24 protein-coding genes and 1 pseudogene are annotated in these 22834 nt (G+C 71.0%); 10 read left to right on the forward strand and 15 right to left on the reverse strand.

Features of this window, described 5'->3' with window-relative positions; all coding sequences use genetic code 11:
* Positions 1-50 precede the first annotated feature (50 nt).
* Positions 51-1280 (forward strand): MFS transporter, encoded by a 1230-nt coding sequence (locus tag ABD143_RS20515; RefSeq protein WP_343980676.1) that lies wholly within the window; start codon positions 51-53, stop codon positions 1278-1280.
* A 6-nt stretch (positions 1281-1286) separates the two neighbouring features.
* On the opposite strand, the gene ABD143_RS20520 is transcribed toward ABD143_RS20515, so the two are convergent.
* Positions 1287-2495: an ROK family transcriptional regulator gene (locus tag ABD143_RS20520; RefSeq protein WP_343980679.1), complete on the reverse strand. Its 1209-nt coding sequence runs from the start codon at positions 2493-2495 to the stop codon at positions 1287-1289.
* A 331-nt stretch (positions 2496-2826) separates the two neighbouring features.
* Here ABD143_RS20520 and add point away from each other — a divergent pair, with 331 nt between their 5' ends.
* The gene (gene add, locus ABD143_RS20525) at positions 2827-3843 is read left to right on the forward strand and encodes an adenosine deaminase (RefSeq protein WP_343980682.1); all 1017 of its coding nucleotides are present in this window, start codon (positions 2827-2829) and stop codon (positions 3841-3843) included.
* A 4-nt stretch (positions 3844-3847) separates the two neighbouring features.
* Here the strand turns inward: add and ABD143_RS20530 are convergent, their stop codons facing one another.
* The 5 genes from ABD143_RS20530 to ABD143_RS20550 form a co-directional block, all read right to left on the reverse strand.
* Positions 3848-4228, reverse strand: a complete 381-nt coding sequence (locus tag ABD143_RS20530; RefSeq protein WP_343980685.1) for a DUF2568 domain-containing protein — start codon at positions 4226-4228, stop codon at positions 3848-3850.
* A 107-nt stretch (positions 4229-4335) separates the two neighbouring features.
* The gene (locus tag ABD143_RS20535) at positions 4336-4845 is read right to left on the reverse strand and encodes a GNAT family N-acetyltransferase (protein ID WP_343980688.1); all 510 of its coding nucleotides are present in this window, start codon (positions 4843-4845) and stop codon (positions 4336-4338) included.
* Positions 4842-5051, reverse strand: coding sequence for a hypothetical protein (locus tag ABD143_RS20540; protein ID WP_343980691.1), 210 nt, complete (start codon positions 5049-5051; stop codon positions 4842-4844). Before ABD143_RS20540 ends, ABD143_RS20535 begins: the two co-directional genes overlap by 4 nt.
* On the reverse strand, positions 5032-5388 hold the full coding sequence (locus ABD143_RS20545) for an LLM class flavin-dependent oxidoreductase (RefSeq protein WP_343980694.1): 357 nt from the start codon (positions 5386-5388) through the stop codon (positions 5032-5034). Before ABD143_RS20545 ends, ABD143_RS20540 begins: the two co-directional genes overlap by 20 nt.
* 41 nt (positions 5389-5429) lie before the next feature.
* Positions 5430-5843, reverse strand: a complete 414-nt coding sequence (locus ABD143_RS20550) for a nuclear transport factor 2 family protein (protein ID WP_343980697.1) — start codon at positions 5841-5843, stop codon at positions 5430-5432.
* A 608-nt stretch (positions 5844-6451) separates the two neighbouring features.
* Here ABD143_RS20550 and ABD143_RS20555 point away from each other — a divergent pair.
* Genes ABD143_RS20555 through ABD143_RS20565 form a run of 3 tightly spaced genes read left to right on the forward strand, consistent with a single transcriptional unit; the run spans position 6452 to position 10029 of the window.
* Positions 6452-7222, forward strand: coding sequence for a class I SAM-dependent methyltransferase (locus ABD143_RS20555; RefSeq protein ID WP_343980700.1), 771 nt, complete (start codon positions 6452-6454; stop codon positions 7220-7222).
* A gap of 20 nt (positions 7223-7242) precedes the next feature.
* On the forward strand, positions 7243-8748 hold the full coding sequence (locus tag ABD143_RS20560; RefSeq protein WP_343980704.1) for a 1,4-alpha-glucan branching protein domain-containing protein: 1506 nt from the start codon (positions 7243-7245) through the stop codon (positions 8746-8748).
* A gap of 9 nt (positions 8749-8757) precedes the next feature.
* The gene (locus ABD143_RS20565; protein WP_343980707.1) at positions 8758-10029 is read left to right on the forward strand and encodes a glycosyltransferase family 4 protein; all 1272 of its coding nucleotides are present in this window, start codon (positions 8758-8760) and stop codon (positions 10027-10029) included.
* 6 nt (positions 10030-10035) lie between these two features.
* On the opposite strand, the gene ABD143_RS20570 is transcribed toward ABD143_RS20565, so the two are convergent.
* Positions 10036-10185 (reverse strand): hypothetical protein, encoded by a 150-nt coding sequence (locus ABD143_RS20570; protein ID WP_343980710.1) that lies wholly within the window; start codon positions 10183-10185, stop codon positions 10036-10038.
* Positions 10186-10447: 262 nt separating this feature from the next.
* Entirely contained in the window at positions 10448-11038 is a 591-nt protein-coding gene (locus tag ABD143_RS20575; protein WP_343980713.1) for a TetR/AcrR family transcriptional regulator, read from the reverse strand.
* 155 nt (positions 11039-11193) lie between these two features.
* Between ABD143_RS20575 and ABD143_RS20580 the strand changes: the two genes are divergently transcribed.
* Together ABD143_RS20580 and ABD143_RS20585 are read left to right on the forward strand one after the other, a co-directional pair.
* Complete coding sequence (locus ABD143_RS20580; RefSeq protein ID WP_343980715.1) at positions 11194-12213, forward strand: aldo/keto reductase; 1020 nt, start codon at positions 11194-11196, stop codon at positions 12211-12213.
* A gap of 80 nt (positions 12214-12293) precedes the next feature.
* The gene (locus ABD143_RS20585; protein WP_343980718.1) at positions 12294-13154 is read left to right on the forward strand and encodes an LLM class flavin-dependent oxidoreductase; all 861 of its coding nucleotides are present in this window, start codon (positions 12294-12296) and stop codon (positions 13152-13154) included.
* A gap of 662 nt (positions 13155-13816) precedes the next feature.
* Here ABD143_RS20585 and ABD143_RS20590 read toward each other — a convergent pair.
* From ABD143_RS20590 to ABD143_RS20615, 6 genes are read right to left on the reverse strand one after another with little or no spacing between them, the layout of a single operon-like run.
* On the reverse strand, positions 13817-15181 hold the full coding sequence (locus ABD143_RS20590) for an MFS transporter (protein ID WP_343980721.1): 1365 nt from the start codon (positions 15179-15181) through the stop codon (positions 13817-13819).
* Positions 15178-15909 (reverse strand): enoyl-CoA hydratase/isomerase family protein, encoded by a 732-nt coding sequence (locus ABD143_RS20595; RefSeq protein WP_343980724.1) that lies wholly within the window; start codon positions 15907-15909, stop codon positions 15178-15180. The genes ABD143_RS20590 and ABD143_RS20595 overlap by 4 nt, the downstream gene beginning before the upstream one ends.
* A gap of 1 nt (position 15910) precedes the next feature.
* The gene (locus ABD143_RS20600) at positions 15911-17230 is read right to left on the reverse strand and encodes an LLM class flavin-dependent oxidoreductase (protein WP_343980727.1); all 1320 of its coding nucleotides are present in this window, start codon (positions 17228-17230) and stop codon (positions 15911-15913) included.
* Between the two features lie 8 nt (positions 17231-17238).
* Complete coding sequence (locus ABD143_RS20605) at positions 17239-18405, reverse strand: LLM class flavin-dependent oxidoreductase (protein WP_343980730.1); 1167 nt, start codon at positions 18403-18405, stop codon at positions 17239-17241.
* 35 nt (positions 18406-18440) lie between these two features.
* Positions 18441-19091 (reverse strand): cyclase family protein, encoded by a 651-nt coding sequence (locus ABD143_RS20610; protein WP_343980732.1) that lies wholly within the window; start codon positions 19089-19091, stop codon positions 18441-18443.
* Positions 19088-20032 (reverse strand): dihydrodipicolinate synthase family protein, encoded by a 945-nt coding sequence (locus ABD143_RS20615; RefSeq protein WP_343980735.1) that lies wholly within the window; start codon positions 20030-20032, stop codon positions 19088-19090. The genes ABD143_RS20610 and ABD143_RS20615 overlap by 4 nt, the downstream gene beginning before the upstream one ends.
* Before the next feature lie 472 nt (positions 20033-20504).
* Here ABD143_RS20615 and ABD143_RS20620 point away from each other — a divergent pair, with 472 nt between their 5' ends.
* Complete coding sequence (locus ABD143_RS20620) at positions 20505-21161, forward strand: GntR family transcriptional regulator (RefSeq protein ID WP_343980738.1); 657 nt, start codon at positions 20505-20507, stop codon at positions 21159-21161.
* 222 nt (positions 21162-21383) lie between these two features.
* A pseudogene (locus tag ABD143_RS20625) lies at positions 21384-21749 on the forward strand (LLM class flavin-dependent oxidoreductase); the annotation flags it as partial.
* A gap of 13 nt (positions 21750-21762) precedes the next feature.
* Here ABD143_RS20625 and ABD143_RS20630 read toward each other — a convergent pair.
* On the reverse strand, positions 21763-22521 hold the full coding sequence (locus tag ABD143_RS20630; protein WP_343980741.1) for an acyltransferase: 759 nt from the start codon (positions 22519-22521) through the stop codon (positions 21763-21765).
* 3 nt (positions 22522-22524) lie between these two features.
* Here ABD143_RS20630 and ABD143_RS20635 point away from each other — a divergent pair, with 3 nt between their 5' ends.
* Complete coding sequence (locus tag ABD143_RS20635) at positions 22525-22803, forward strand: hypothetical protein (protein WP_343980744.1); 279 nt, start codon at positions 22525-22527, stop codon at positions 22801-22803.
* Positions 22804-22834: the final 31 nt, after the last annotated feature.

A 22834-nucleotide genomic window follows, 5' to 3' on the forward strand; every position in this document is an offset into this window, starting at 1 on the left:
GTGCGTCAATGTTCGTAGCAGGAAATGACCGGGATGCCGAGACTGGAGAAGTGACCACCTCCATCGGCAGGCGCCACGGTCTAGGTTTCTGGGCCATCGCGTACGCGTTCCTCACAGTAATGGCGTTCAGCACGGTGCCGACGCCGCTCTGGTCGCTCTACCGCGAGCGGAACGGCATCTCCGAGTTCGTGGTGACACTCGTGTTCGCGGCCTACGCCGTCGGCGTCGCGGTCAGCCTGTTCCTGGTCGGGCACCTCTCCGACCGGTACGGCCGCCGCCGGGTGATGGTGCCGGCGCTCGTGGCGTGCATCCTCGCGGCCGTCGTCTTCCTCGTCTGGCCCTCGCTGCCCGGGCTGGTGCTGGCACGCCTGGTGTCCGGGATCGGGATCGGCGCCGCCACTGCGACGGCGACCGCGTGGCTCGCCGAGCTGCACTCGGCGCACCGTCCGGGCGCACCGGCTCGGCATGCCCAGCTCGTGGCCACGTCCGTGAACATCGGCGGCCTCGGCGTCGGCGCCCTCGTCTCCGGGATGCTCGCCCAGTGGACCGGCTCCCCGCTCACCGTGCCGTACGAGGTGTTGCTCGTACTGCTGGGCGTCGCCGTCGCGATCGCGCTGGTGACGCCGGAGACGCGGGAGGCCCCCGTTCCCCTGCCGCCCTACCGCCCGCAGCGCGTGGCCGTGCCGCCGCAGCAGCGCGGCCGATTCCTCGCCGCCGCGGTCGGCGCAGCAGTCTCCTTCTCCGCCTTCGGGCTCTTCACCTCGCTCGCGCCCAGCTTCCTGGCCGACGAGCTGCACGAGCCGTCGCTCGTCGTCGCCGGAGCGGTGTCGTTCGCGGTATTCGGCGCAGCCGTGTTCGCGCAGGCCGTGACCCGCACGACGCGCGGGATGCTGGTGGCGGCCGTGCCGATCCTGCCCGTCGGGCTCGTGTTGCTCGTCGTGGCCGTGTGGCTGCCCGCGCCGAGCCTGGCCGTCTTCATCGCCGGCGGCGTGCTCGCCGGAGCCGGGGCCGGGCTGATGTTCCGGGGCGCGGTCAACACCGTCTCGGCCATGGCGAGCCCGGATCGGCGCGCCGAGGCGCTCGCCGGCCTCTTCCTGGCCGCCTACATCGGGCTCGCCGGACCGGTGATCGGCCTCGGCCTCCTGACGCTCGTGATCTCGCAGCAGGCCGCCCTGCTCGTGTTCTCCGTGCTGCTCGCCGCCGCGGTCGCCGCCGCCGCACCGGCGCTGCTGCAGCGCTCCGCCGCGCCCCCGCCCGTGCGCGAGCGCGCGCACGTCTGACGCGGCTCAGGCCAGCAGGAGGCTCTGCGGCTGCGCCGACAGCGCCTGGTCCAGCACCAGGCACGCCGCCCCGATCGCCCCGACGTCGTCGCCGACAGCCGTGCTCGCGACCACCGTCTCGTGCATCTTCTCCACGAAGGGCGAGCCGGCGACGATCGGTGTGATCACGGCGAGGAACCGGTCGGCGAGGTGGGGCCAGATCGGGCCCCCGAACACGATCATCTCGGAGTCGACGAGGGTGGCCGCCGCGCAGACGCCGAGGCCCACCTTCTGCGCCCAGGCGTCGATGATCCCGACGGCCGTGGCGTCGCCGCCGTCGGCAAGCGCCGCCAGCTCGCGCAGTGCCGACTCGGCGTCCCGGGGTCCCTCGGGGGTGCGGTCGGTGCCGAGCACGCCCCGCACGATCGCCTCGTCGACGAGGGCCCGTGTCGTGCAGTTGGCGTCGAGGCCGCCCACCTCGCCCGCGTTGCCGGAGGAGCCGCGCAGCACCACGTCATCGACGACGATGCCCATCCCGGACCCGGTGCCGAGGTAGAAGAAGAGGAAGTTGCCGGAGTTCGCGGCGACCCCGGCCCACCGCTCGGCGATCGCGGCCGCGATGACGTCCTTGTCCATCACCACAGCGAGCCCGGTCGCGGCGGTCAGGTGATCGCGCAGCGGCACCGTGCCCCAACCGTCCAGCTGCGGCGGATCCACGACCGAACCGGACGTGACGTCGATCGGACCGGGCACGGCGATGCCGAGGCCGAGCAGCCGCCCGCGGTCGATGCCGGACTCCTCGATCAGCGCCGTGACGGCGGCGCCCATCTCGGCGAGTGTCTCCTCCTGGTCGACGACCTTCGGCGTCGGGCGGCGCATGCGATGCACGACCTGCCCGAGCAGGTCGAGCACCACGTAGGTGACGACCGCCGGGTCGAGATGCACGCCGATCGCGTAGCGGCCGCCCGGGTCGACCTGCAGGACGATCCGGGGTTTGCCGGCCCGGCCACTCTTCTTGCCGGTCTCCCGCACGAGCCCGCGATCCAGGAGCCTGCGGCAGATGTTCGAGACGGTCTGGGCGGAGAGCCCGGTCGCCGTGGCCAGCTCGACCCGGCTCACCCCGTCGGGAGCGCGGCGGATCGCGTCGAGCACGACGGACTCGTTGAAGTCGCCCATGCGCGGGAGGTTGGTGCCGCGCCTGACGGTCGTCTGCTCGGCCGGCCCCAAAGCCCTCACGAAGCCTCCCAAACGAGGACGCCCAGCAGCGGCGTCACACCGAACCCCCCGTGGAACATCTCGGCGCCCGCGCCTCCCTGCGAAGAGGATGCAGCACGCCGCGCACCACGGCCGTTGGCGCCGGCAGCGCGTCGAGCCCGGGGTAGCGCGTCGCGGGTGCGGACGCGTCGGTGCGGCGCGATCGCACCCGCCACGTGGAACCTCCATGCCTCGTCGGCGGGACCGCCGCGGTGGACGCGGACCGCCCAACCCACCCGGCAGACTAGCGTAAATCGAACTGATTAACTAACTCGGCGCTCGTCACACCCTCGTCCGTGGGCAGGATGATCGGGTGGATATCGCGGATTTCGTCGCCGGGCTGCCGAAGTGCGAGCTGCACCTGCATCTCGAGGGCACCCTCGAACCGGACCTCAAGCTCGCCCTCGCCGCCCGCAACGGCATCGACATCGGGCAGACCACCGTCGAGCAGGTGCGCGAGACGTACCGGTTCGACTCGCTGGCCTCGTTCCTCGCCGTCTACTACCCGGCGATGGACGTCCTCGTCACCGAGCAGGACTTCTACGACCTCGCCTACGCCTACCTCACGAGGGCGGCGGCGCAGAACGTGCGGTACGCCGAGGTGTTCTTCGACCCGCAGGTGCACGTGGGCCGGGGGGTGCCCTTCGAGAGTGTCGTGCGCGGCTACCACCGGGCCCTGCAGGACGCGGAGCGCGGGCTGGGCGTCGCAGGCGCCTTGATCATGTGCATCGTCCGCGACCTTCCGGCCGACAGCGCGATGGCAACGCTGGAGGCCGCCCTCCCCTACAAGGACCTGATCCTCGGCCTGGGGCTGGACTCCGACGAGCGCGGCAACCCGCCCGCCAAGTTCGCCGAGGTCTTCTCCCGGGGCCGTGCCGAGGGGTTGCGGCTGACCATGCACTGCGACATCGACCAGCAGAACACCACCGAGCACATCCGCCAGGCGCTGGAGGACATCGGCGTCGAACGGCTCGACCATGGCACGAATATGGTGGAGAACCCGCGGCTCGTCGAGATCGTCCGGCAGCGCGGCCTCGGCCTCACCTGCTGCCCGATCTCCAACAGGTTCGTCACCGGCGACACGAAGGCCCCCGTGATCGCTGCGCTCCTGCGCGACGGCATCCGCGTCACCGTCAACTCCGACGACCCGGCCTACTTCGGCGGGTACGTGGCCGAGAACCTCGTCACCCTCGCCTTGGCGGCCGACCTCACGCAGGCCGAGCTGGTGCAGCTCGAGCGCAACGCGTTCGATGTCGCCTGGCTCCCCGACGACCGCCGCGCGGGCTACCTCGCCGAGCTCGACGCCTACGCCGCACAGGCAGGCGCGTGAACCGTCACGTGGCGCGGGTGGTCGCGACCAGCCAGCGCCAGCGGCGCCGGTTCGCGACGGCCGCGACGAGCACGACGAGGAGCACGACCACCGCGGCCCACTCCGGCCAGGCGAAGGACGCGCCCACCACTGCGGCGGCGAACAGAAACAGCTCGATCCCGATGCGCACGGGCCCGCTGACCGCCCGGCCGCCGACCCGGTGCTTGTCGCCCGGCACGTTGAAGGTGGCCGGGAGCGCGACCAGCACCACGAGCACCACCACGGCGAGGACGACGGACACCCGGCTCGCCGCCCACGGAGCGGCGACCCACGCGGCGATCTCAGCGAGGAAGCGGGTCGCCGAACCGAGTGGGGAGTCGACCGCATCTGGGCTGCGACCTGTCATCGGGCGATCGTAGGGACTGCCGTCGCCGGTTTCCGGGCCGGCAGGGTGCGGGCTGTCCAGGTCCCGCGACGGCGGGCCGTGCCGTCCGCACGGCCCGCCGTCCCGGATCACACCCCGAACGGCGCCGCGTACCGGATCTCGCCCGAGGGCACCGGCGCGGTCGGGTCGAGCGCGAGTGCCATCAGGTTCTCGTCCGGCACCTCGAACGCGGCCGAGATGCCGAGAGGCGACGCCATGGTGAACCCGAACCTCGGGTAGTACTCCGCGTGCCCGAGCACCACGACGAGGTTCTCGCCGAGCGCCCGCGCCCGGTCCAGCCCGGCGCGGATGGCAGCGGACCCCGCACCCGCGCGCTGGTGTGCGGGTGCGACGGCGCACGGGCCCAGCGCGAGAGCCGGGGCACCGCCGACGTGGCAGCGGGTGAGCAGCGAGAATCCCGTCACCGCGCCCTCCGGGGCGACGGAGAGCCAGGACAGCTCGGGCAGCCATGCCGGGTCGGCGCGCAGCGCGTCGACCAGGTCGGCTTCCAGCGGTGTGGGGAACGCGGCGAGCGTGACGTCGCGGATGGCCGCGCGGTCGCTCGCCCCGTTCTCCGGGCGGGTGGCCCAGGTGGTCATGCCGTCTTCTCCTGTTCGGTGGTGACCGGCCGGAGCGCGTAGCCGGTGTACTGGAACTCGCCTCCGTGGTCGCGGCGCATCGCGATCTCCCGCAGCGTCGCCTCGGCGGCGGCCGCGAAGGCCGGGTCGCCGGACGCACGCACCAGCGCGGTGCGCCGGGGCAGGATCGCGGTCAGCTCCGGCCGGTCACCGGGACGCAGCCACATAACTGGTCAAATATGACCAGGTGGCCGGAGGGGCGCCCATGGCACGTGTGCCGTTGAACCCGGTGCCGAACGCGACCGCGACGCGGCCTGGCGCCAGCGCGGCCAGCATGGCCGCGCCGGAGGCGTTGACCATCGGGTGGCGCAAGGTCGGGACGAGTACGTCTGGGCCCAGACCGATCCGCTGGGTCCGCCCCGCGGCCAGGGCCAACATCGCCCAGACGTCCGGGCTTTGCGCGGGGGTGTCGAACAACCACGCGCGCCGATAGCCCAGCGTTTCCGCCGCCGCGATGTGCTCGGGTGAGCGTAACGAGGTGGCGAACTGGCAGGAGATCTCCATCGGGTTGCTCCGTGACGCGGGAGAGTTCGTCCGCGGCATCGTCAGATGGATTCCTGGCGGTCTTCGGGGAAGGTGTCGCCGAACATAGGCAGCCCGCTCGCCGACGCCTCGCGGGACACCTCGTCTTCGATGACGTCCCAGTGCTCGGCGAGCACGCCGTCGCGCACCCGCACGGTGTCCACCACGATCCACGGTGCCGGCTGGTCGTGCCCGGAGAAGCGGCCCCGGAGCATGACCATGTCGCCCTCGGCCATGATCAGCTCAGTTTCGTGGCGCAACGTGTCGGGCAGGGCCCTGACCAGGTCGAACAGTCCGTCCCGACCAGGTGGGATGTGCGCGCTGTGCTGGATGTAGTGCGGCGACCAGTAGGTTTCGGCGCGCGCGTAGTCGCGCCGGTTGAACAGCGTGTCGAACGCGTCAAGTACGAGCTGTTTGTTCTGTTCGGGCGTGGTCATGGTGGGCTCCGATCGGGGGGCGTGCTGGCGCGCGCCGAATTCAGTGCGCCCAAGCGTCGAGGCGGACCCGCCGACCCGTCGAACTAGTCACTCATTCGGCCCATCCTGCGTCTGTGAAGATCGAAACATCACAATGTCGTTCGACATCGTTGCCGCCCACGGCGCCGCGATGTCAAATGTCGAGCGAAATTGAGATCTTGGGCCCTGCTGCTCAGGTCCGCGACACTAGCGGCGTGGGTCTGGGGCGGGCGTTCCGTGGCTGGTCCATGCGATGTCGTCAACCGCCAGCCACGGTTCGCCGGCCACCCGGCTGGGCCGCGCCGGGCGTGCGACGTCCCACGCAGCCGCATCGTCACGTTCGTCCACGGTGGACCGCATCGCCACATGCTATGCGGGCCGGCTGACCGGAACATTTGTCCAAGCCGCCGGCGCCCGCGCTCGCGCTCATCGACTCCGGGCCCCGTACGGACGCCTTCATCTCCGGTGGGCTTGTTGGCCAGCTCTTGTGAGACGGTGCCCAGCGTGAGATCCCACTACTCGGCCAGATCCCGCAACTCATCCATGCGGTCCTCCGCCGGGCTCGAGAAGGAGAGTGGCGGCGCACGGCGATGACCACCACAGTACGAGCAGGTCAAGGCAGCATTCTTCCCCTCACGGGCGAGCGCACGGTGCCGGGCGTCGCCGAGGAGAACTACTGGTTCCGCCGCCACGAGGCGGTCTACGCCGCGCTGCGGGACCGGTGCGCCGGGGCCGTGGTGCTGGAGGCCGGGTGCGGCGAGGGATACGGCGCCGACCTGCTCGCCGGCGTCGCCGCGGCCGTCCTCGCCCTGGACTACGACCCCGTCACGGCCGCGCACGTCGCCCGCCGCTACCCCCGGGTCGGCGTGGCGAGGGCCAACCTGGTGGCGCTCCCGGTGCGCGACGACGGCTGCGACGCGGTGGTGTCGTTACAGGTGATCGAGCACCTGTGGGAGCAGGAGCGGTTCCTGCGCGAGTGCCGCCGGGTGCTGCGGCCGGGTGGGGCACTGTTGATCTCGACGCCGAACCGGCTCACCTTCTCCCCCGGGCGGGACACCCCGCTCAACCCGTTCCACACCCGCGAGCTGGCCGCGGCCGAGCTGGCCGAGCTGGTCACCGACGGGGGATTCGCCTGCGTCGAGGTGCTCGGGCTGCACCACGGCCCCCGGCTGCGCGAGCTGGACGCGGCCCACGGCGGCTCGGTTGTCGACGCCCAGGTCGAGGTGGCGCTCACCGGCGGGGTCTGGCCGGAGCCGCTCCTGCACGACGTGAAGACGGTGACGAGTGCCGACTTCGAGCTGCACGGTGAGGACCTGGACGCGAGCCTGGACCTGGTGGTGCTCGCCGTCCGCCGCGGATGAGCCCCGGTACCGTCACCGCGATGGGCCGAGTGGGTGCGTTCTGCCTCGTGCTGCACAGCCACCTGCCGTGGCTCGCGCACCACGGGCGCTGGCCGGTCGGCGAGGAGTGGCTCTACCAGGCGTGGGCGCACGCGTACCTGCCCGTGCTCGACGTCGTGCGGCGGCTGGCCGCGGAGGGCAGGCGCGACCTCCTGACGCTCGGGGTCACGCCGGTGCTCGCGGCCCAGCTCGACGACCCGCACAGCCTGCGCGGGGTGCACGACTGGCTCGGCGGCTGGCTGCTGCGGGCGCACGGAGCCGCGCCCCGGCTGCCTGCCCTGGCCGCGCGGGAGCACAGGCTCGCCACGGGGGCGCTGCAGGTGTTCGAGCGCGACTGGCGCCACGGCGCGTCGCCGCTGCTGCGCGGCCTGGCCGACGCCGGCGCGATCGAGCTGCTCGGGGGCCCGGCGACGCACCCCTTTGCCCCGCTGCTGCTGCCCGAGGTGCGCACGTTCGCGCTGGAGACCGGGCTCGTGGACACGGCGATCCGGCTCGGCGCGCGGCCCGCCGGGATCTGGGCGCCGGAGTGCGGATACGGCCCCGGCATGGAGCACGAGTACGCCGCGGCGGGCGTCCGGCGGTTCCTGGTGGACGGCCCGGCGCTGCACGGCGACACCGCCCTCGCCCGCCCGGTCGGCACGTCGGACGTGCTGGCTTTCGGCCGCGACCTCGACGTCACCTACCGGGTCTGGTCGCCCCGCTCCGGCTACCCGGGAGGGCGCGACTACCGCGACTTCCACACGTTCGACCACCCCTCGGGGCTCAAGCCCGCGCGGGTGACGGGCCGGGGCGTCGAACCCGAGCACAAGCGCCCCTACGACCCGGATCGCGCGGCGGCGGCCGTAGCCCGGGACGCCGCGGACTTCGTGTCGGTCGTCCGGGAACGGCTGCTGGAGGTGCGGGAGCGGCTGGGCCGGCCGGGACTCACCGTGGCGGCGTTCGACACGGAGCTGTTCGGGCACTGGTGGCATGAAGGGCCCGCGTGGCTGGAGGCCGTGCTGCGGGCGCTCCCGGCGGCAGGAGTGCACGTCACGACGCTGCGCGGCGCGGTCGACGCCGGGCTGGTGGGCGAGCCGGTGGAGGTGCCGCCGTCGTCGTGGGGGTCGGGCAAGGACTGGCGGGTGTGGGCGGGCGACCAGGTGACCGACCTGGTCGCGCTGAACGAGGGGGTGCAGAAGGCACTGCTCGACGCGACCGGCCGGCCGGCCGGCGCCACCCGCGACCCGGTCCGGGACGCACTGGCCCAGCAGGCGCTGCTCGCCCTGTCGAGCGACTGGGCGTTCATGGTCAGCAAGGACTCCGCCGCCGGGTACGCCCGCGACCGCGCACACGGCCACGCCGAGCGGGTGGAGGAGCTCGCGGGACTGCTGGCGGCCGGCCAGGAGCGCCCGGCGGCCCACCTCGTCGCAGGCTGGGGCGCGATGGACTCCGTCTTCGGGCACGTCGACGCGAGGCTGCTCGGGAGCCCGCGCATTACCCACCGGTAGGTTCGCTCCGTGCGTGTGCTGATGGTCTCGTGGGAGTACCCGCCGGTGATGGTCGGCGGCCTCGGCCGGCACGTGCACTCGCTCGCGACGGAGCTGGTCGCGGCCGGGCACGAGGTCGTGGTGCTCTCCCGGCAGCCCACAGGCACCGACGCCGCCACGCACCCGAGCGTCGAGGAGGTGCTCGACGGCGTCCGCGTGCTGCGGGTGGCGGAGGACCCGGCGCACCTGGAGTTCGAGCGGGACATGGTGGCCTGGACGCTCGCGATGGGCCACGGGCTGCTGCGCGCCGCGCTCACCCGGCTCTGCCCGGGATGGCGGCCCGACGTCGTTCACGCCCACGACTGGCTCGTGGCGCACCCGGCCATCGCGCTCGCCGATGTGCTGGAGGTGCCGCTCGTTGCGACGATCCACGCCACGGAGGCCGGACGGTACTCGGGCTGGCTGTCCTCACCCCTGAGCCGGCAGGTGCACTCCACCGAGTGGTGGCTCGCCCGCCGCGCCGACACGGTGATCACCTGCTCGGCCGCCATGCGGGACGAGGTGGCCGAGCTGTTCGACCTCGACCCCGGCCCGATCGCGGTGCTGCGCAACGGCATCGCACCCCGTGGCTGGCGGGCCGCGCCGGGCATGGTGGAGGCCGCCAGTCGCCGGTACGCCCCGCGCGGGGAGCCGCTGCTGCTCTACTTCGGGCGCCTGGAGTACGAGAAGGGGGTGCAGGACCTGATCGCTGCGATGCCGCGGATCCGGCGCGCCAATCCGGGCACGCGGCTGCTCGTGGCGGGCACGGGCACCGCAACCGACATGCTCGTGGAGACCGCGCGCACGCACCGCGTGCGGCGCAGCGTGCGCTTCCTGGGGCACCTGCCCGACGCGGAGCTCGCCGCGCTGCTGATGGCGGTGGCCGCAGTGGTGCTGCCCAGCCGCTACGAACCGTTCGGGATCGTCGCGTTGGAGGCCGCCGCGGCGGGGGCGCCTCTCGTGGCGTCGACGGCGGGCGGGCTGAGCGAAGTAGTGCTGGACGGCGAGACCGGCCTGTCGTTCGCCCCTGGCGACGTGGCCGGGCTGGCGGAGGCGGTGGGTACGGTGCTGGCCGATCCCGTGGCGGCGCGGGCCCGCGCGGCCGCGGCGACGGCGCGGCTGGCGAACGACTTCAGCTGGTCGGAGGTGGCCGTCAGCACGGCCGCGGTGTACGCCGCATCCGTGTACACGGCAGCCGCGGCCGGCGGGCCGATCGAACTGGGCCGGCCCAAGATCCCGACCGGCAACGTCTTCGGGCGCTGACCCTCGTCAGGCAGCGTCGCCGTGCAGTGTCTCCAGCGCGGAACGGTCCGCGAAGAGATCGTCGAACAGGTCGTCGCGCACGTCCCCGGCCGCGTCGGCCGCGGACATGTACTCCTCATCGAGCGCCTCGAGGCGCCGTACCGTGTCATCCTTCATCGGGCAGCTCTTCCTCGCCTGTGACCTTGCCTTGCTTCCGTGTGTATACAACGTGCAAGGTTCTGGCCTTGTTTCCGATCTTGGCGCAGCTCACATCGATTCGGCCGCCGTTCATCTCCCCGACCGGTGAGTTGATCCCCGCGAACCGGCCTCGACCAGCGAAGACGCGGGTTCCCACGGGGCGGGGCGGATCATGTCGCCGCCTCTCCGACGGAGATCAACACGGGTCCGCAGGCGTTGCAGCGCCCCTAAGGAGACCGGGCTAGCACGGTCGGCGTAGTCCTGCGATGAGGAGCTCGACCAGTCGCCGCGCGTCGTAGCGGGGGTCGCTGTCCGCGCCTATGCAGAGGTTCCCGACGCCGCGCATGAGCTCGTAGGCCTTCAGGTCGGAGCGAATCTCGCCCGAACCGGCTGCAGCGTCGAGCAGCTGGGTGCACACGGGCACGAGGCGGTCGAGGAAGTAGGCGTGCAGCGTGTCGAAGCCGGCGTTGTCGGACTGCAGCACGGCAGCGAGTCCGTGCTTGGTGACCAGGAAATCAACGAAGAGGTTGATCCATCGCCCTAGTGCAGCGTGAGGAGTTGCGCTGGTCGCCAGCAGGGCTGGACCGGCCTCGGCGCAGGCCTCGACCTGGTGCCGGTAGACGGCGATGATGAGATCCGCTCGAGTCGGGAAGTGGCGGTAGATCGTGCCCATCCCGACGCCGGCCTTGGCCGCGATGTCGCGTACCGGCGCTTCCACGCCTGACGTGACGAAGACCGCGGCGGCCGCGCCGAGCAGAGTCTCCTCGTTACGCCGGGCGTCCGCCCGCTTGGACCGGGCTGCGTGCCCTGCGCCCTCGTCGCTGTCGTTCACCGCGCCGCTCCCTCCGCTACCGAGATTTGCCAAACGGAACAACGTTCCGTACCGTTACCGGAGCAAGGTTCCGTTTGCTCATGATGCCAGAGCAGAGGCCCGACACCAAACCACGCAATGCCACCACGCTTCACCCGCGATGGAGGAAAACAGTCATGCAGTACCGCACCTTGGGCCGCACCGGTGTGCAGGTCAGCTCCCTCGCGCTCGGCGCGATGAACTTCGGCAAGATCGGGCGCACCACCCAGGACGAGGCCACCGCTATCGTCGACGCCGCCCTCGAGGCCGGGATCAACCTCATCGACACCGCCGACATGTACAGCGGTGGCGAGTCGGAAGAGATGGTCGGCAAAGCCATCGCCGGACGCCGCGACGACATCGTGCTGGCCACGAAGGCGAGCATGCCCATGGGCGACGAGCGCAACCATCAGAGCAGTTCGCGCCGCTGGTTGGTCACCGAGTTGGACAACAGCCTGCGCCGTCTCGGTGTCGACCACGTTGATCTCTACCAGATCCACCGGTGGGACCCGAGCACCAGCGACGAGGAGACGCTGTCGGCTCTGACCGACCTGCAGCGCGCGGGAAAGATCCGTTACTTCGGCTCCTCGACTTTCCCCGCATACCGCCTCGTGCAAGCCCAGTGGGCCGCCAGCGAGTATCACCTGAGCCGTTACGTCACCGAACAGCCCAGCTACTCGATCCTGCAGCGCGGGATCGAGACCCACGTGCTGCCCGTGACTGAGCAGTACGGGCTTGGTGTGCTGGTGTGGAGCCCGTTGGCCTCGGGCTGGCTGTCGGGCGCGATCCGCGAGGGCCAGGAAATCACCACCAACCGCTCAACGTTCATGCCGCAACTCTTCGACGCCGCCATCCCCTCCAACCGGGCCAGGCTCGACGCAGTCGAGCAGCTGGCCAAAGTCGCCGCCGAGGCCGGTCTGACCATGATCCAGCTCGCGCTCGGATTCGTGACCGCGCATCCCGCCGTGACCAGCGCGATCATCGGCCCCCGAACGCTGGACCACTTGAACTCCCAGGTCGCCGCCGCTGACACCGTGCTCTCCCCCGACGTGCTCGATGCGATCGATTCCATCGTCGCTCCCGGTGTCGACCTGGCCGCACACGAGAAGAACGACACCCCTCCCGCCTTGCTCGACCCATCACTGCGGCGCCGCTGATGCACCCCACTCCGGCGCTGCCGATGTCGAAAGGACCAACGGCCCCGATGCCGCACACCCCCCGGCCTCGCTTCGGGATCATGACCGCCCCGTCACAGGTCGACTACCACGACGTCCTGCAGGTCTGGCGCGAGGCGGACACGATCCCGGAGATCGAGCACGCATGGCTGTTCGATCACCTCATGCCGATCTTCGGCGACCCGAGCGGACCGGCCTACGAAGGCTGGACACTGCTCTCCGCCCTCGCCGCACAGACCCGCCGACTGCGCCTCGGGCTGCTCGTGACCAGCAACCGCTTCCGGCCGCCCGCCATGCTGGCCAAGATCGCCGCGACCGTCGACATCGTCTCCGGCGGACGGCTCGACTTCGGTATCGGCGTCGGCTCACGACCCAGCCACCCGCTGGCCCGGCACGAGTACGAAGCACACGGCCTGCCCTTCCACGACACCGCCCACGCGGTGGGGAGCCTCGCGGAAGCGTGCACGGTGATCCGGCGGTTGTGGACCGAGGCCGAACCGTTCGACTTCCACGGCACCTACGTCCAGCTCACCGGAGCGTTCGGCAACCCCAAACCCGTCCAGGGCCCCCATCCGCCGATCCTGATCGGTGGCCGCTCGGCCGCGACGCTGCGCGTGGCCGCCGAGCACGCCGACCTGTGGAACATCCCCGGCGGCGACATCGACGACGTCGTCCGCCGCAGCGCACTGCTGGACCGCTACTGCACGGAGATCGGTCGGGACCCCGCCTCGATCACCCGCTCGATCCACCTGCAGGTCTCCTACGACCAGCCCAGCATCACCCGGGACGCGATCGGCGAAGCGATCGACGCCGGCTTCCGCCACATCGTCCTCGGACTGCCGGCGCCCTACCCCGCCGACGTCACACGGTGGGTCACCGACGAGCTCATCATCACGTCGGCCTACTACGACAGCCCGATCTGAGTCCGGCTGTAGTGGCTCCCTGAGCATTCGTGCGTCACGACCCGCTGTCACAGGAATCTTCTACGGTGGATCCAGGTTCAGCTGCGCCCCGGCCGGTGTGGGTCGGCCCGCTGGCGGGCTGGGCGATTCCGAGTGCCGGGTCCACCACCGCAAGTGGGCCGTCGGTGACGGCACCGGTCGCGATGTCTCCGGAGTGGGCGGCCGACTCGGCGATCCAGCCTTTCGCGCAGATGAGCGTGATGATCAGGGTCAGGACTTGCGTAGAAGATGAGGTACGAGGAGAACAGCAGCGAGGTGTCCGAGGTGCCGTTGAGCCAGACCGCGACGAAGGGCGCCGTTCCGCCGAGCGCCGAGGCCGAGATGTTGTAGGACAGCCCGCCCGCCGTCACGCGGATACCGGCGGGGAAGATCTGGCTGATGGCGAGCAGCGCCGGTCTGGCTGATGGCGAGCAGCGCCGGCACCGCGAGGATCCCCTTGCATGCGCCCAGGATCGCGGCGCCGAGGAATCCTCCGGCCACTCCGCTGCCTGCGATCGCGTAACCGGGGACGTGAGCTGGCGTCATTTCGCCTCGTCTGCGTGCGGCGCGCCCAGCTTTCCCCACTCCTTCAAGCGGCGCCTGATGGACCGGTCGGCAACACGTAGACACTCTGGTTAAGGCTGTCAGTCGGGGAGCGGGCGGCCCTTCGTCTCGGGTCCGGCGATCAGAGCGAACACCAGGCCGAGGACGTAGATCGACCCGATGGCCAGGGCGGCGGTGGCGATCCCGCCGAGGCCGCCGACGATCGACCCGGCCAGCAACGCCCCGGCCGCGGCGAACACTCGGCTGACGTTGAACACGACGGTGATCGCGCTACCCCGCAGGTGCGTGGGGAACAGCTCGCCCGGATAGGTGGCCATCCAGCCCATCTGACCGAGCGTGAAGAATCCGTTGATCGCGATGACGAGAGTGAGCACGCCGAGCGAGGAGTAGTGGATGCCGAAGAGCACCCAGGTCAGGACCAGCGCCCCTGCGAAGTAGGAGAACAGGGCCCAGCGGCGCCCGAGCGTGTCCGCGAGGACACCCCAGACCAGCCAGCCCACGACTCCGCCCACGTTGTAGGCGACGACGATGAGTGTGGTCGTCGTCGGTGCGGCACCCGCCGCCTTGACCGCGGCGCCTGCGTAGACAGGTACCCAGGTCGACACCGCCCACCAGCCGACGAGGCTGGCGGCGGACAGTGCGAGAAGCTTCAGCATCCGGCTTCGGCTGGTGGGATCGCTGAACAGCCGGCGAAGGGTGAAGGTCGTGAGCGCGCGTTCCTGAGCCTCGAGTGTCTCGCCGCTACGGGCTCGCGCGATCGCGGCGCGCCGTCGCTTGTCGGCGTCCTGCCACATCGGCGACTCGCCGACGCGGCGACGTACGAACAGCACGATCAGTGCGGGCAGCCCGCCGATGGCCAACATCCAGCGCCAGGTGCCGGGCTCGGTCGGTCCGAGCATCCAGAACACCCCGGTCGCGACGAGGAAGCCGACGCCGAACGCGCACTGCAGCAGGGCAACGCCGCGGCCGCGGGTGTGGTCGGACCAGGTCTCGGCGATGAGCGCGCTGCCGGGCCCCCACTCGGCGCCCATCCCGAGTCCGGCGATGATCCGCAGCACCAGGAAGATCGCGAAGTTCGGTGACAGGGCGGCCAGGCCGGTGGCGATGGCGTAGGTGAGGATCGAGACCATCAGCACGCGGCGGCGGCCGAAATAGTCGATGAGCACGCCGGATGCGAGCCCGCCGACGGCCCAGGCGATCAGCTGGACGGCGAGGATCGTGCCGAAGTAGAGCGGCGAGGCACCCTGCCCGACCAGGTCGGTGACGACCAGGCCGCCGACCAGGACGATCGAGTAGGTCTCGAACCCGTCGAGCATCCAGCCGAGCCACGCGGAAGCGAAGTTCGCGCGGCGGACCTTCGCCGTACGGGTCTTGACGGTATGGGGAAGGCCCGTTCTGGTGTCGGTTGCGTCGTCCTCGGTAGAGAGCGCGTCGGTGGGGCTCATGGCCGCTTGTCCGTCTCGATCCAGGCGACGAGCCGCTCCACCGCGTACTCGCCGAAGTCCTTGGCCGGCCGCGTGGCGTCGGGCGACTTGGCCTCGCGCGCGAACTCCTTGAGCAGCCGCAACGCCGACGGGTCGCGGCCGGCGAGCTCGTCGACGGTCCGTCGGGTGACCGCGTCGAGATCCGCCTCGGCGACGACCCTGCTGATCAGACCGAGCGAGAGCGCTTCGGCGGCGCCGAGCCGGCGGCCGGTGAGGACGAGGTCGTCGGCGACCTTCGGCGGAACGTGCCGGTACAGGTAGGTCAGCACCACCAGTGGCGGCAGGCCTGCGGCCAGCTCGTCGAACCCGAGGACCGCGGTGTCCGCGGCGATGGCGAGGTCGCTGTGCAGGGCGAGGCCGGTGCCGAAACCGAGGGCGCGGCCGCGCACCGCGGTCACGCTGATCCCCGGAAAGGAGCTGAGCAGGTCGTTGGCGCGCAGGATGAGCCGCAGGTTGTCCGCGCGGCTCACCCCGGCGACGCGCTCGCCCTTGTCCCGGCCCAGGGTCAGGTCGGGACCGGCGCCGGTCAGCAGGAGGACGGGCGCGGCCGAGGCGTGGGCCTCCTCGAGCGCGTCGATGAACGCGCGCATCGCGGCGTAGGTGAGGGTGTTGGCGTGGTCGGGGCGGTTCAGGGTGATCCGGGCGACGGCGCCGGCCACCTGGAAATCGACGTCGGAGCTGGGGGGCATGTCACTTCCAGGGCTGTGAGGGGTGGGGTGGGAGGCCGAGGTTGACCCGCAGGGTGGCGCCCGCGTAGTCGTGCTGGAACAGACATCGCTTGCGCAGCAGCGGCAGGACGTGGTCGACGACACTGTCCAGGCCGGTGGGGAAGGCGTCGATCATGAGGTTGAAGCCGTCCGCGCCCCCGGCGGTGAACCAAGCTTCGGCGGTGTCGGCGATCTCCTCGGGGGTGCCGACCACCTGTAAGTGGCCGCCGCCGTTGGCGTACAGCAGCTCGCGGACGGTCAGTCCCTCGCGGGTGGCGAGCTCGACGGCGGCATCGCGGAAGCCGTGCGAGCCGCGGAAGGCGCCGTTGGTCCGGATCAGCTCGACCGGCAGTGGCTCGTCGAGACGCAGCTCGGTGACCGGCACCCCGACGCGCATGGCGAGTTTCTCCAGCTCCGGCCCGATCCCGCGCAGCTCGTCGAGCGCCTCCTTGCGCGCTCGTGCCTCTGCGGTCGTGCTGCCGACGACGGGGAGAAGACCGGGCAGCACCTTGATCTCGTCGGGGGAGCGGCCGTGGGCGGTGGCGCGGCGGCGGATGTCCGCGCGGAAGGCCGTGGCCGCTCCGAGGGTGTTCTGCGCGGTGAACACGACGTCGGCGTAGCGGGCGGCGAGCTCGCGGCCACCTTCGGATGCGCCGGCCTGGAAGATCACCGGGCGGCCCTGTCGGGAGCGCGGCAGCGTCGAGGGGCCGCGGACGGCGAAGTGCGGGCCGCGGTGGTCTAGGACGTGGACGCGTGCCGGGTCGACGAACACGCCGCTCGCCTTGTCGCCGACCGTGGCGTCGGGTTCCCAGCTCTCCCAAAGATCTATGACGACGTCGAGGAACTCTTCGGCGCGGGCGTAGCGCTCCTCGTGTGGGGGGAGCGGGGTACCGCCGAAGTTCCCGGCGACGGCGGGCACGAACGTCGTGACGGCGTTCCAACCGGCGCGGCCGCGGCTCATCGCGTCGAGGCTGGCGAACCGCCGGGCAAGGTTGAACGGCTCGTTGAAGGTCGTCGAGGACGTTCCTACCAGGCCGATCCGGTCGGTGTGTGCGGCCATGACGGCGAGCACGACGGCTGGATCGAGCGCGCCCAGGTTGGGCCGGGCGAAGCGCTCCTCACTGACGTCGAGGGTGTCGGCGAGGAAGATCGCGTGCAGCGCGCCGGCCTCCCCGGTGGTCGCGATCTGCGCGTAGTAGTCGGGGTCGGCGTAGTCGAACGGGTCGCCGTCGCGCAGCCGCCATGCGCCGTGGTGCATGCCCAGCCCCATGACGGTGGCGGTCAGGATCATCCGCTCGTTCATGGCAGGTGTCAGTCCCTCAGTCCGCGGGTCTTGAGTAGTGGCAGCACTGCCTCGGAGAAGTACGCGAGCTCCGGTTCGTAGTCGTAGAAGCCGAGCTGCACGCCGTCGAACCCGGCGGCGTGCAGCCGGTCCAAGCTTTCGGCGATCCGCTCCGGGCTGCCGACGATCTGCAGGTGCCCGCCCAGAGCCCGGTCCGCCAGTACGTGCTGCGGCCAGGCCTGGCTGTCTCCGGTGGTGTGCCGGGCGTGGTAGTTGGCCAGCGAGGCGTGGTCGGCGTGGGCGACGATCTCGTCGCGGTAGGCGAGGGCTTCCTTGTCGGTGTCCCGGCAGATGACCAGCGGGAAGATGATGATCTTGACGTCGCGGCCCTGGGCTCGCGCCGCTGCCTTGATTACGGCGACGTGCGCGGGCAGGGCATCGATGGCGCCGTCGAAGTCCGCGCCGGCGGGGCTGGAGGTGAACACGATGTCGGCGTGCTGCCCGGCGAAGGCGTATCCGGCCGGGGAGCCGCTGGCCGCCACCAGGATCGGTCGCCCGTAGCGAGGGCGGGGCGAGACGTAGGCGTCGCGGAGGGAATAGAACTCGCCGTCGTAGGTGAGGTTCTCCCGACCGGCCCAGAGGTCCTCCATGATCGAGGTGAACTCGTCGGCCATGTCGTAACGGCGGTCATGGTCGATCCGGTCCATGCCGAACATCGGGGGTTCGCCGGTCGCGTAGCCGGTGACGATGTTGAGTCCGTAGCGGCCGCCGGCGATGTGATCGGCGGTCGCGGCGAAGCGGGCCAGGTGCAGCGGGTGCCAGTTGCCGTAGAGCACGTGCACGGTGGAGATCGACAGGATCGACGACGTCGTGGTTGACAGCGCGACTGTCGAGATGAACGGGTCGAGGAAGTTCTCCCGGTAGTGCTGTTCGCCGCCAAAACCGCCTTTGCCGACCCATTGCTGCAGGCCGAACACGAACTCGAAGCCGGCCGCCTCGGCCAGCTGGGTGAGGTGGCGGTTGTACTCGAAGTCCCACCGCGTGTCCCGGGGCAGGGTCGACTGGGAGAACGCGCCGGTCTGCAGGGGTAGAAACAGCCCGAGCATCAGCGGCTGGCGCGCGGCCCGGGAGAGCGGGCTCTCCGGGTCGTCGAGTGGCGAGGGGACGCGGTCGAGGGGCCGGGGTGGGGTCGGCATGGAGGCGGCTTTCGCTCGGTGGTCGGGTCGGCTGTTCAGATCTCAGCGAGGATGCGGGCAGGGCCGGCGTCGCCGCCGAGGATCGCGAGCGGGAACGCACGCAGCCGCACTCGGCGGCCGCCGAGCCCGTCGAGGTTGGTGAGGTTCTCGGCGATCAGGACCTCCGCGCCCAGCAGCGTGCGGTGCACCGGAAAGTCGAAGCCCTTGCCGCGGCGGTGTACGGGCAGGTCCGGTGTGATCATGTCGACGCCGACGAACGGGATGCCCCGCTGCACGGCCCAGGCGGCGAGCTCGGGAGACAGGCTCGGATGGTCCGCATAGTCGGGGCTGGTGAACTTCTCGCTCCACCCGGTGGCGATCAGCAGAAACTCGCCGCGCTGCGGTGCAGGGCCGCCGGCGAGCACGTCGTCGACGGTGATCTCCTCGCCCGGCTTGCGGTCGACCTCGGCCACCACGGCGGTCCCTTCGAACCGCTCGACTGGGATCTGGTCAATCGATTTCCCGCCCGCAACGACATGCGAGGGTGCGTCGACGTGCGTGCCGACGTGCAGGGCGAGAGTGATCGCGCTGATGTCCATGGGGGCGCCGTCGGCGATCGAGGTGATCTGGTGCCGCTCGACCTCGGGCAGGATCGGGATTTTCGGCATCCCGGGCCAGATCTGGTGGGACAGGTCGACCAGGCTCATTGGGCCGTCTCCTTCATGGTGTCAGCGGGGGTGTCGGTGAAGTGGTTGAGGAGCTCCCACTTGGCGAGGAACCCGCGCAGCTCGTCCAGACAGGCATCGTCGAGCCCGGACCAGGGCCAGACGGGGTCGCCGAGCTCGCAACCCATGAGGGCCGCGGCGGCCTTGACGGCGGGCAAGAAGCCCAGGCCGGTCCACCGGCCGGGGAACTCGGCGAAGAACAGGGCCAGCCGCGCCGCCTCGTCGAGCTCGCCGGCCTCGACGTGCGCGAAAAGCCGCGAGGCGATCGGAAGTCCGGGGGTCGGCAGCATCGCACCGCTGCCACCGAGGGTGAGCGTGCTGAACAGCAACTCCATATTCGTGTAGACGTGCGCCGCGCCCTGGATGCGATTGACCAGGCCGAGCAGCTTCCCCACGTCGCGGGAGGTCTCCTTCAGGGCGACGACGTTGGGGTGGCTGCAGATCCGGGCCATCGTGTCGACCGAGAGATCCACCCCGAGGCGCGGGTTGTTATAGAGCAACACGGGAACCGGGCTGGCATCAGCCAGTGTCGAGAACCATCTGCACGCCTCGTCCGGCGTTGGTGGCGCGCCCCAGGGCTTCGGGCTCGCCACAGCAACGGCGACCGAGGCGCCCCGCCGGGAGATCTCCGTCGCCAGGGCGATCGATTCGCGCAGCGAGGCGCTGGACACTCCGGCGATCACCGGGACATCCATCGGCAACGTTTCCCGGGCCGCGTCTACCAGTGCCAACCGCGCCGCCCGGCCCAGCACCTGAAACTCCTGACTCTCGACTGCGCCGACCGTCACCGCGACTGGAGCGGCCGCACCCAATGCGCGGAGCTGGAAGCCGAACCGGCCCTTGTCGACCCGCACGGTGTCCCGCACGAACGGGGTCAGCGCGGCCACCACGAGCCCTCGGCGCAGCACGACGTCAGCCCTCATCGAGGTACCTCTCTAGGGATGTGGCCGATCAGGCCACAGACGGGGCCGCCGCAGCGGACTTGAAGAAGCGCCGGAGCCCGGGGCGTGGCCCGGTGGCGAACGGCGTCGAACATGGGGTCGAACGTGGGGATGTCCCGATTCACGGGGCGGGACGGGGCGGGGCGGCGGAAGTCAGCCGCAATGCGGACCGGGACGACAGCTACGGCACCCGCGGTCCCCGCGAGTGTCGCGGGGCCGGGACAGAACGCTGCGCTGAGAAATGTGCCGTACGCCCACGATCCCTCCTCACCCGTCGTCGTTCACCCGGTCCCGAACGACAGTAAGCGCCGGAGGCGCACCGGCGCAACCGTGTGTCAACATGTGTCTCCACGCGAACACGCGAGTGTCTCAGCGACTAGGAGTGCGGACACGTGCCATAGGATGAGCACGTCGGACCCGGACCACGATGCATCCGGCTGGAGAAGGGGGAGCAGTGGCCGCGCCCACGCAGGTGAACACCGGAGAGTCGCAGTACCTGGTGCTGCGGGACGAGATCGTCGGCGCTGCGCTCCCGCCCGGGACGACGTTGCTAGAGACCGCACTCGCCTCCCGGCTAGGAGTCGGCCGAGCCCCTGTTCGCGAGGCGATCCTGCGCCTGGAGTGCGACGGGCTGGTCGTCCGCACGCCGCGCGGGCCACAAGTCCGGACCTTGACGGCTCCAGAGGTCGTCGAGATCTACCAGGCCCGCATCGCCCTCGAGGCCGAGGCCGCGGCCTCCGCCGCAGCACATCGCTCCGCGCTCGACCTCGCCCGCCTCCGGCACGTGCACGAAGAAGCGCAGCAGACCGAGGACCCCATGCAGATCCGGAAGCTGCACGGCCGCTGGCACGCCATGCTCCGACAGGCCTCCCACAACCCGACGATCACCGAAATTCTCGAGCGGCTGGCCCTGCAGCTTGCGCTCTATGACGGCGTCGACATGTCTCGCAACCCTAACCTCGAGTCGTCCGACGACGAGCACACCGAAGTGCTCGAGGCGATCTCCGCCGGAGACCAGGACCGGGCCCGGGCACTGCTGCGGGCACATCTCGAACGCACCCGCGACGTGCGAATCGCCGCGTTGGTACGGGAAGAGGCCTCCACCGCCTGAAGCATGGACCGCAGATGACCGGCGACAGAAGCGCGGTGCGACCTGCGTGAGGTCCGGTCCCGACCGTCGCTGATCAGTCAGTCGCAGACCTCGACAGCGTGTGTCTGCCGAATCTGGCCTGATCGAATCAAGCGCGCTGCCTCTGGCGGCGCTCGGGCCGGCTGCGCCGGTCCCGCCGACTGACAGCGGCCACGAGAAAATGGCTCTGGCGCACTTTGCGTGATCCAGGGCCCCCATCCGCCGATCCTGATCGGTGGGCGCTCGGCCGCGACGCTGCGCGTGGCCGCCGAGCACGCCGACCTGTGGAACATCCCCGGCGGCGACATCGACGACGTCGTCCGCCGCAGCGCACTGCTGGACCGCTACTGCACGGAGATCGGTCGGGACCCCGCCTCGATCACCCGCTCGATCCACCTGCAGGTCTCCTACGACCAGCCCAGCATCACCCGGGACGCGATCGGCGAAGCGATCGACGCCGGCTTCCGCCACATCGTCCTCGGACTGCCGGCGCCCTACCCCGCCAACGCCACACGGTGGGTCACCGACGAGCTCATCATCACGTCGGCCTACTACGACAGCCCGACCTGAGTCGGCAGTAGTCCTAGGAGCTCCGCGCCTCATCGAGCCGCTGGCGCACGGCCACGTCGGTCTTGCGCGCGATGTCGGCGAGCGCGGCCCGCTCCGCGGCGGCCGCGTCGTAATCGGCAAGCCGGTCCCGCACCACCCGCGCCGGGGCGCCCACCGCGATCGAGTACTCCGGGATGTCGCCGCGGACCACGGCGTGCGCGCCGAGCACCGAGCCCCTCCCGACCCGCGTGCCGCGCAGCACGGAGACCTTGACCCCGATCCAGCAGTCCGGGCCGATGCGCACGGGCGTCTTGACGATGCCCTGGTCCTTGATCGGCATGTGCACGTCGCTCGTGCGGTGGTCGAAGTCGGTGACGTACACCCAGTCGGCGATGAGCGTCGAGCCGCCGATCTCGACGTCGAGGTAGCAGTTGACGGTGTTGTCCTTGCCCATCACGACCTTGTCGCCGATGCGCAGCGACCCCTCGTGGCAGCGGATCGAGTTGCCGTCGCCGATGTGCACCCAGCGCCCGATCTCCAGGCGGCCGTAGCCCGGTCGCGCGTGCAACTCCACCCGCTTGCCGAGGAAGACCATGCCGCGCAGCACGACGTGCGGGTTGGCGAGCCGGAAGCGCAGCAGCCGCCAGTACCGCACGAGGTACCAGGGCGTGTAGGCGCGGTTGCGTAGCACCCAGCGCAGCGAGGCCATCGTCAGGAACCGGGCCTGGTGTGGGTCCCGACGCAGGGCCCGGCCCCAGCGGTCGCGCAGGGGCGCACCCCACATGCTGGTCATGGCGTGACCCTAAAGGCGGGTTTCCAGGCCCGCCGCCGGCCCCGGCCGCCGCGTTTCGGCGCCGTCCGCGGCCGGGTAGCCGTCGCTGTGACCGAGAGCGCACCGAGCGGCCAGGAGAACGAGGAGGACCGCGTCGTCTCCCGCCGCATCGACAACCCGACGCAGGCCGGACCCGCCGACGAGCGGGCCTACCGGGCCGCCGACCGCACACCCGAAGCCGAGGCCGGCGACCCTCCTGGCGACTCCCCCGGCGACACGAGCGAGCCCACACGCTCCGAGTGACGCACGGCGCCTTGCGCCCGGCTCCCTGAGC

It is taken from the genome of Pseudonocardia aurantiaca (assembly GCF_039526725.1).
Taxonomy (GTDB): domain Bacteria; phylum Actinomycetota; class Actinomycetes; order Mycobacteriales; family Pseudonocardiaceae; genus Pseudonocardia; species Pseudonocardia aurantiaca.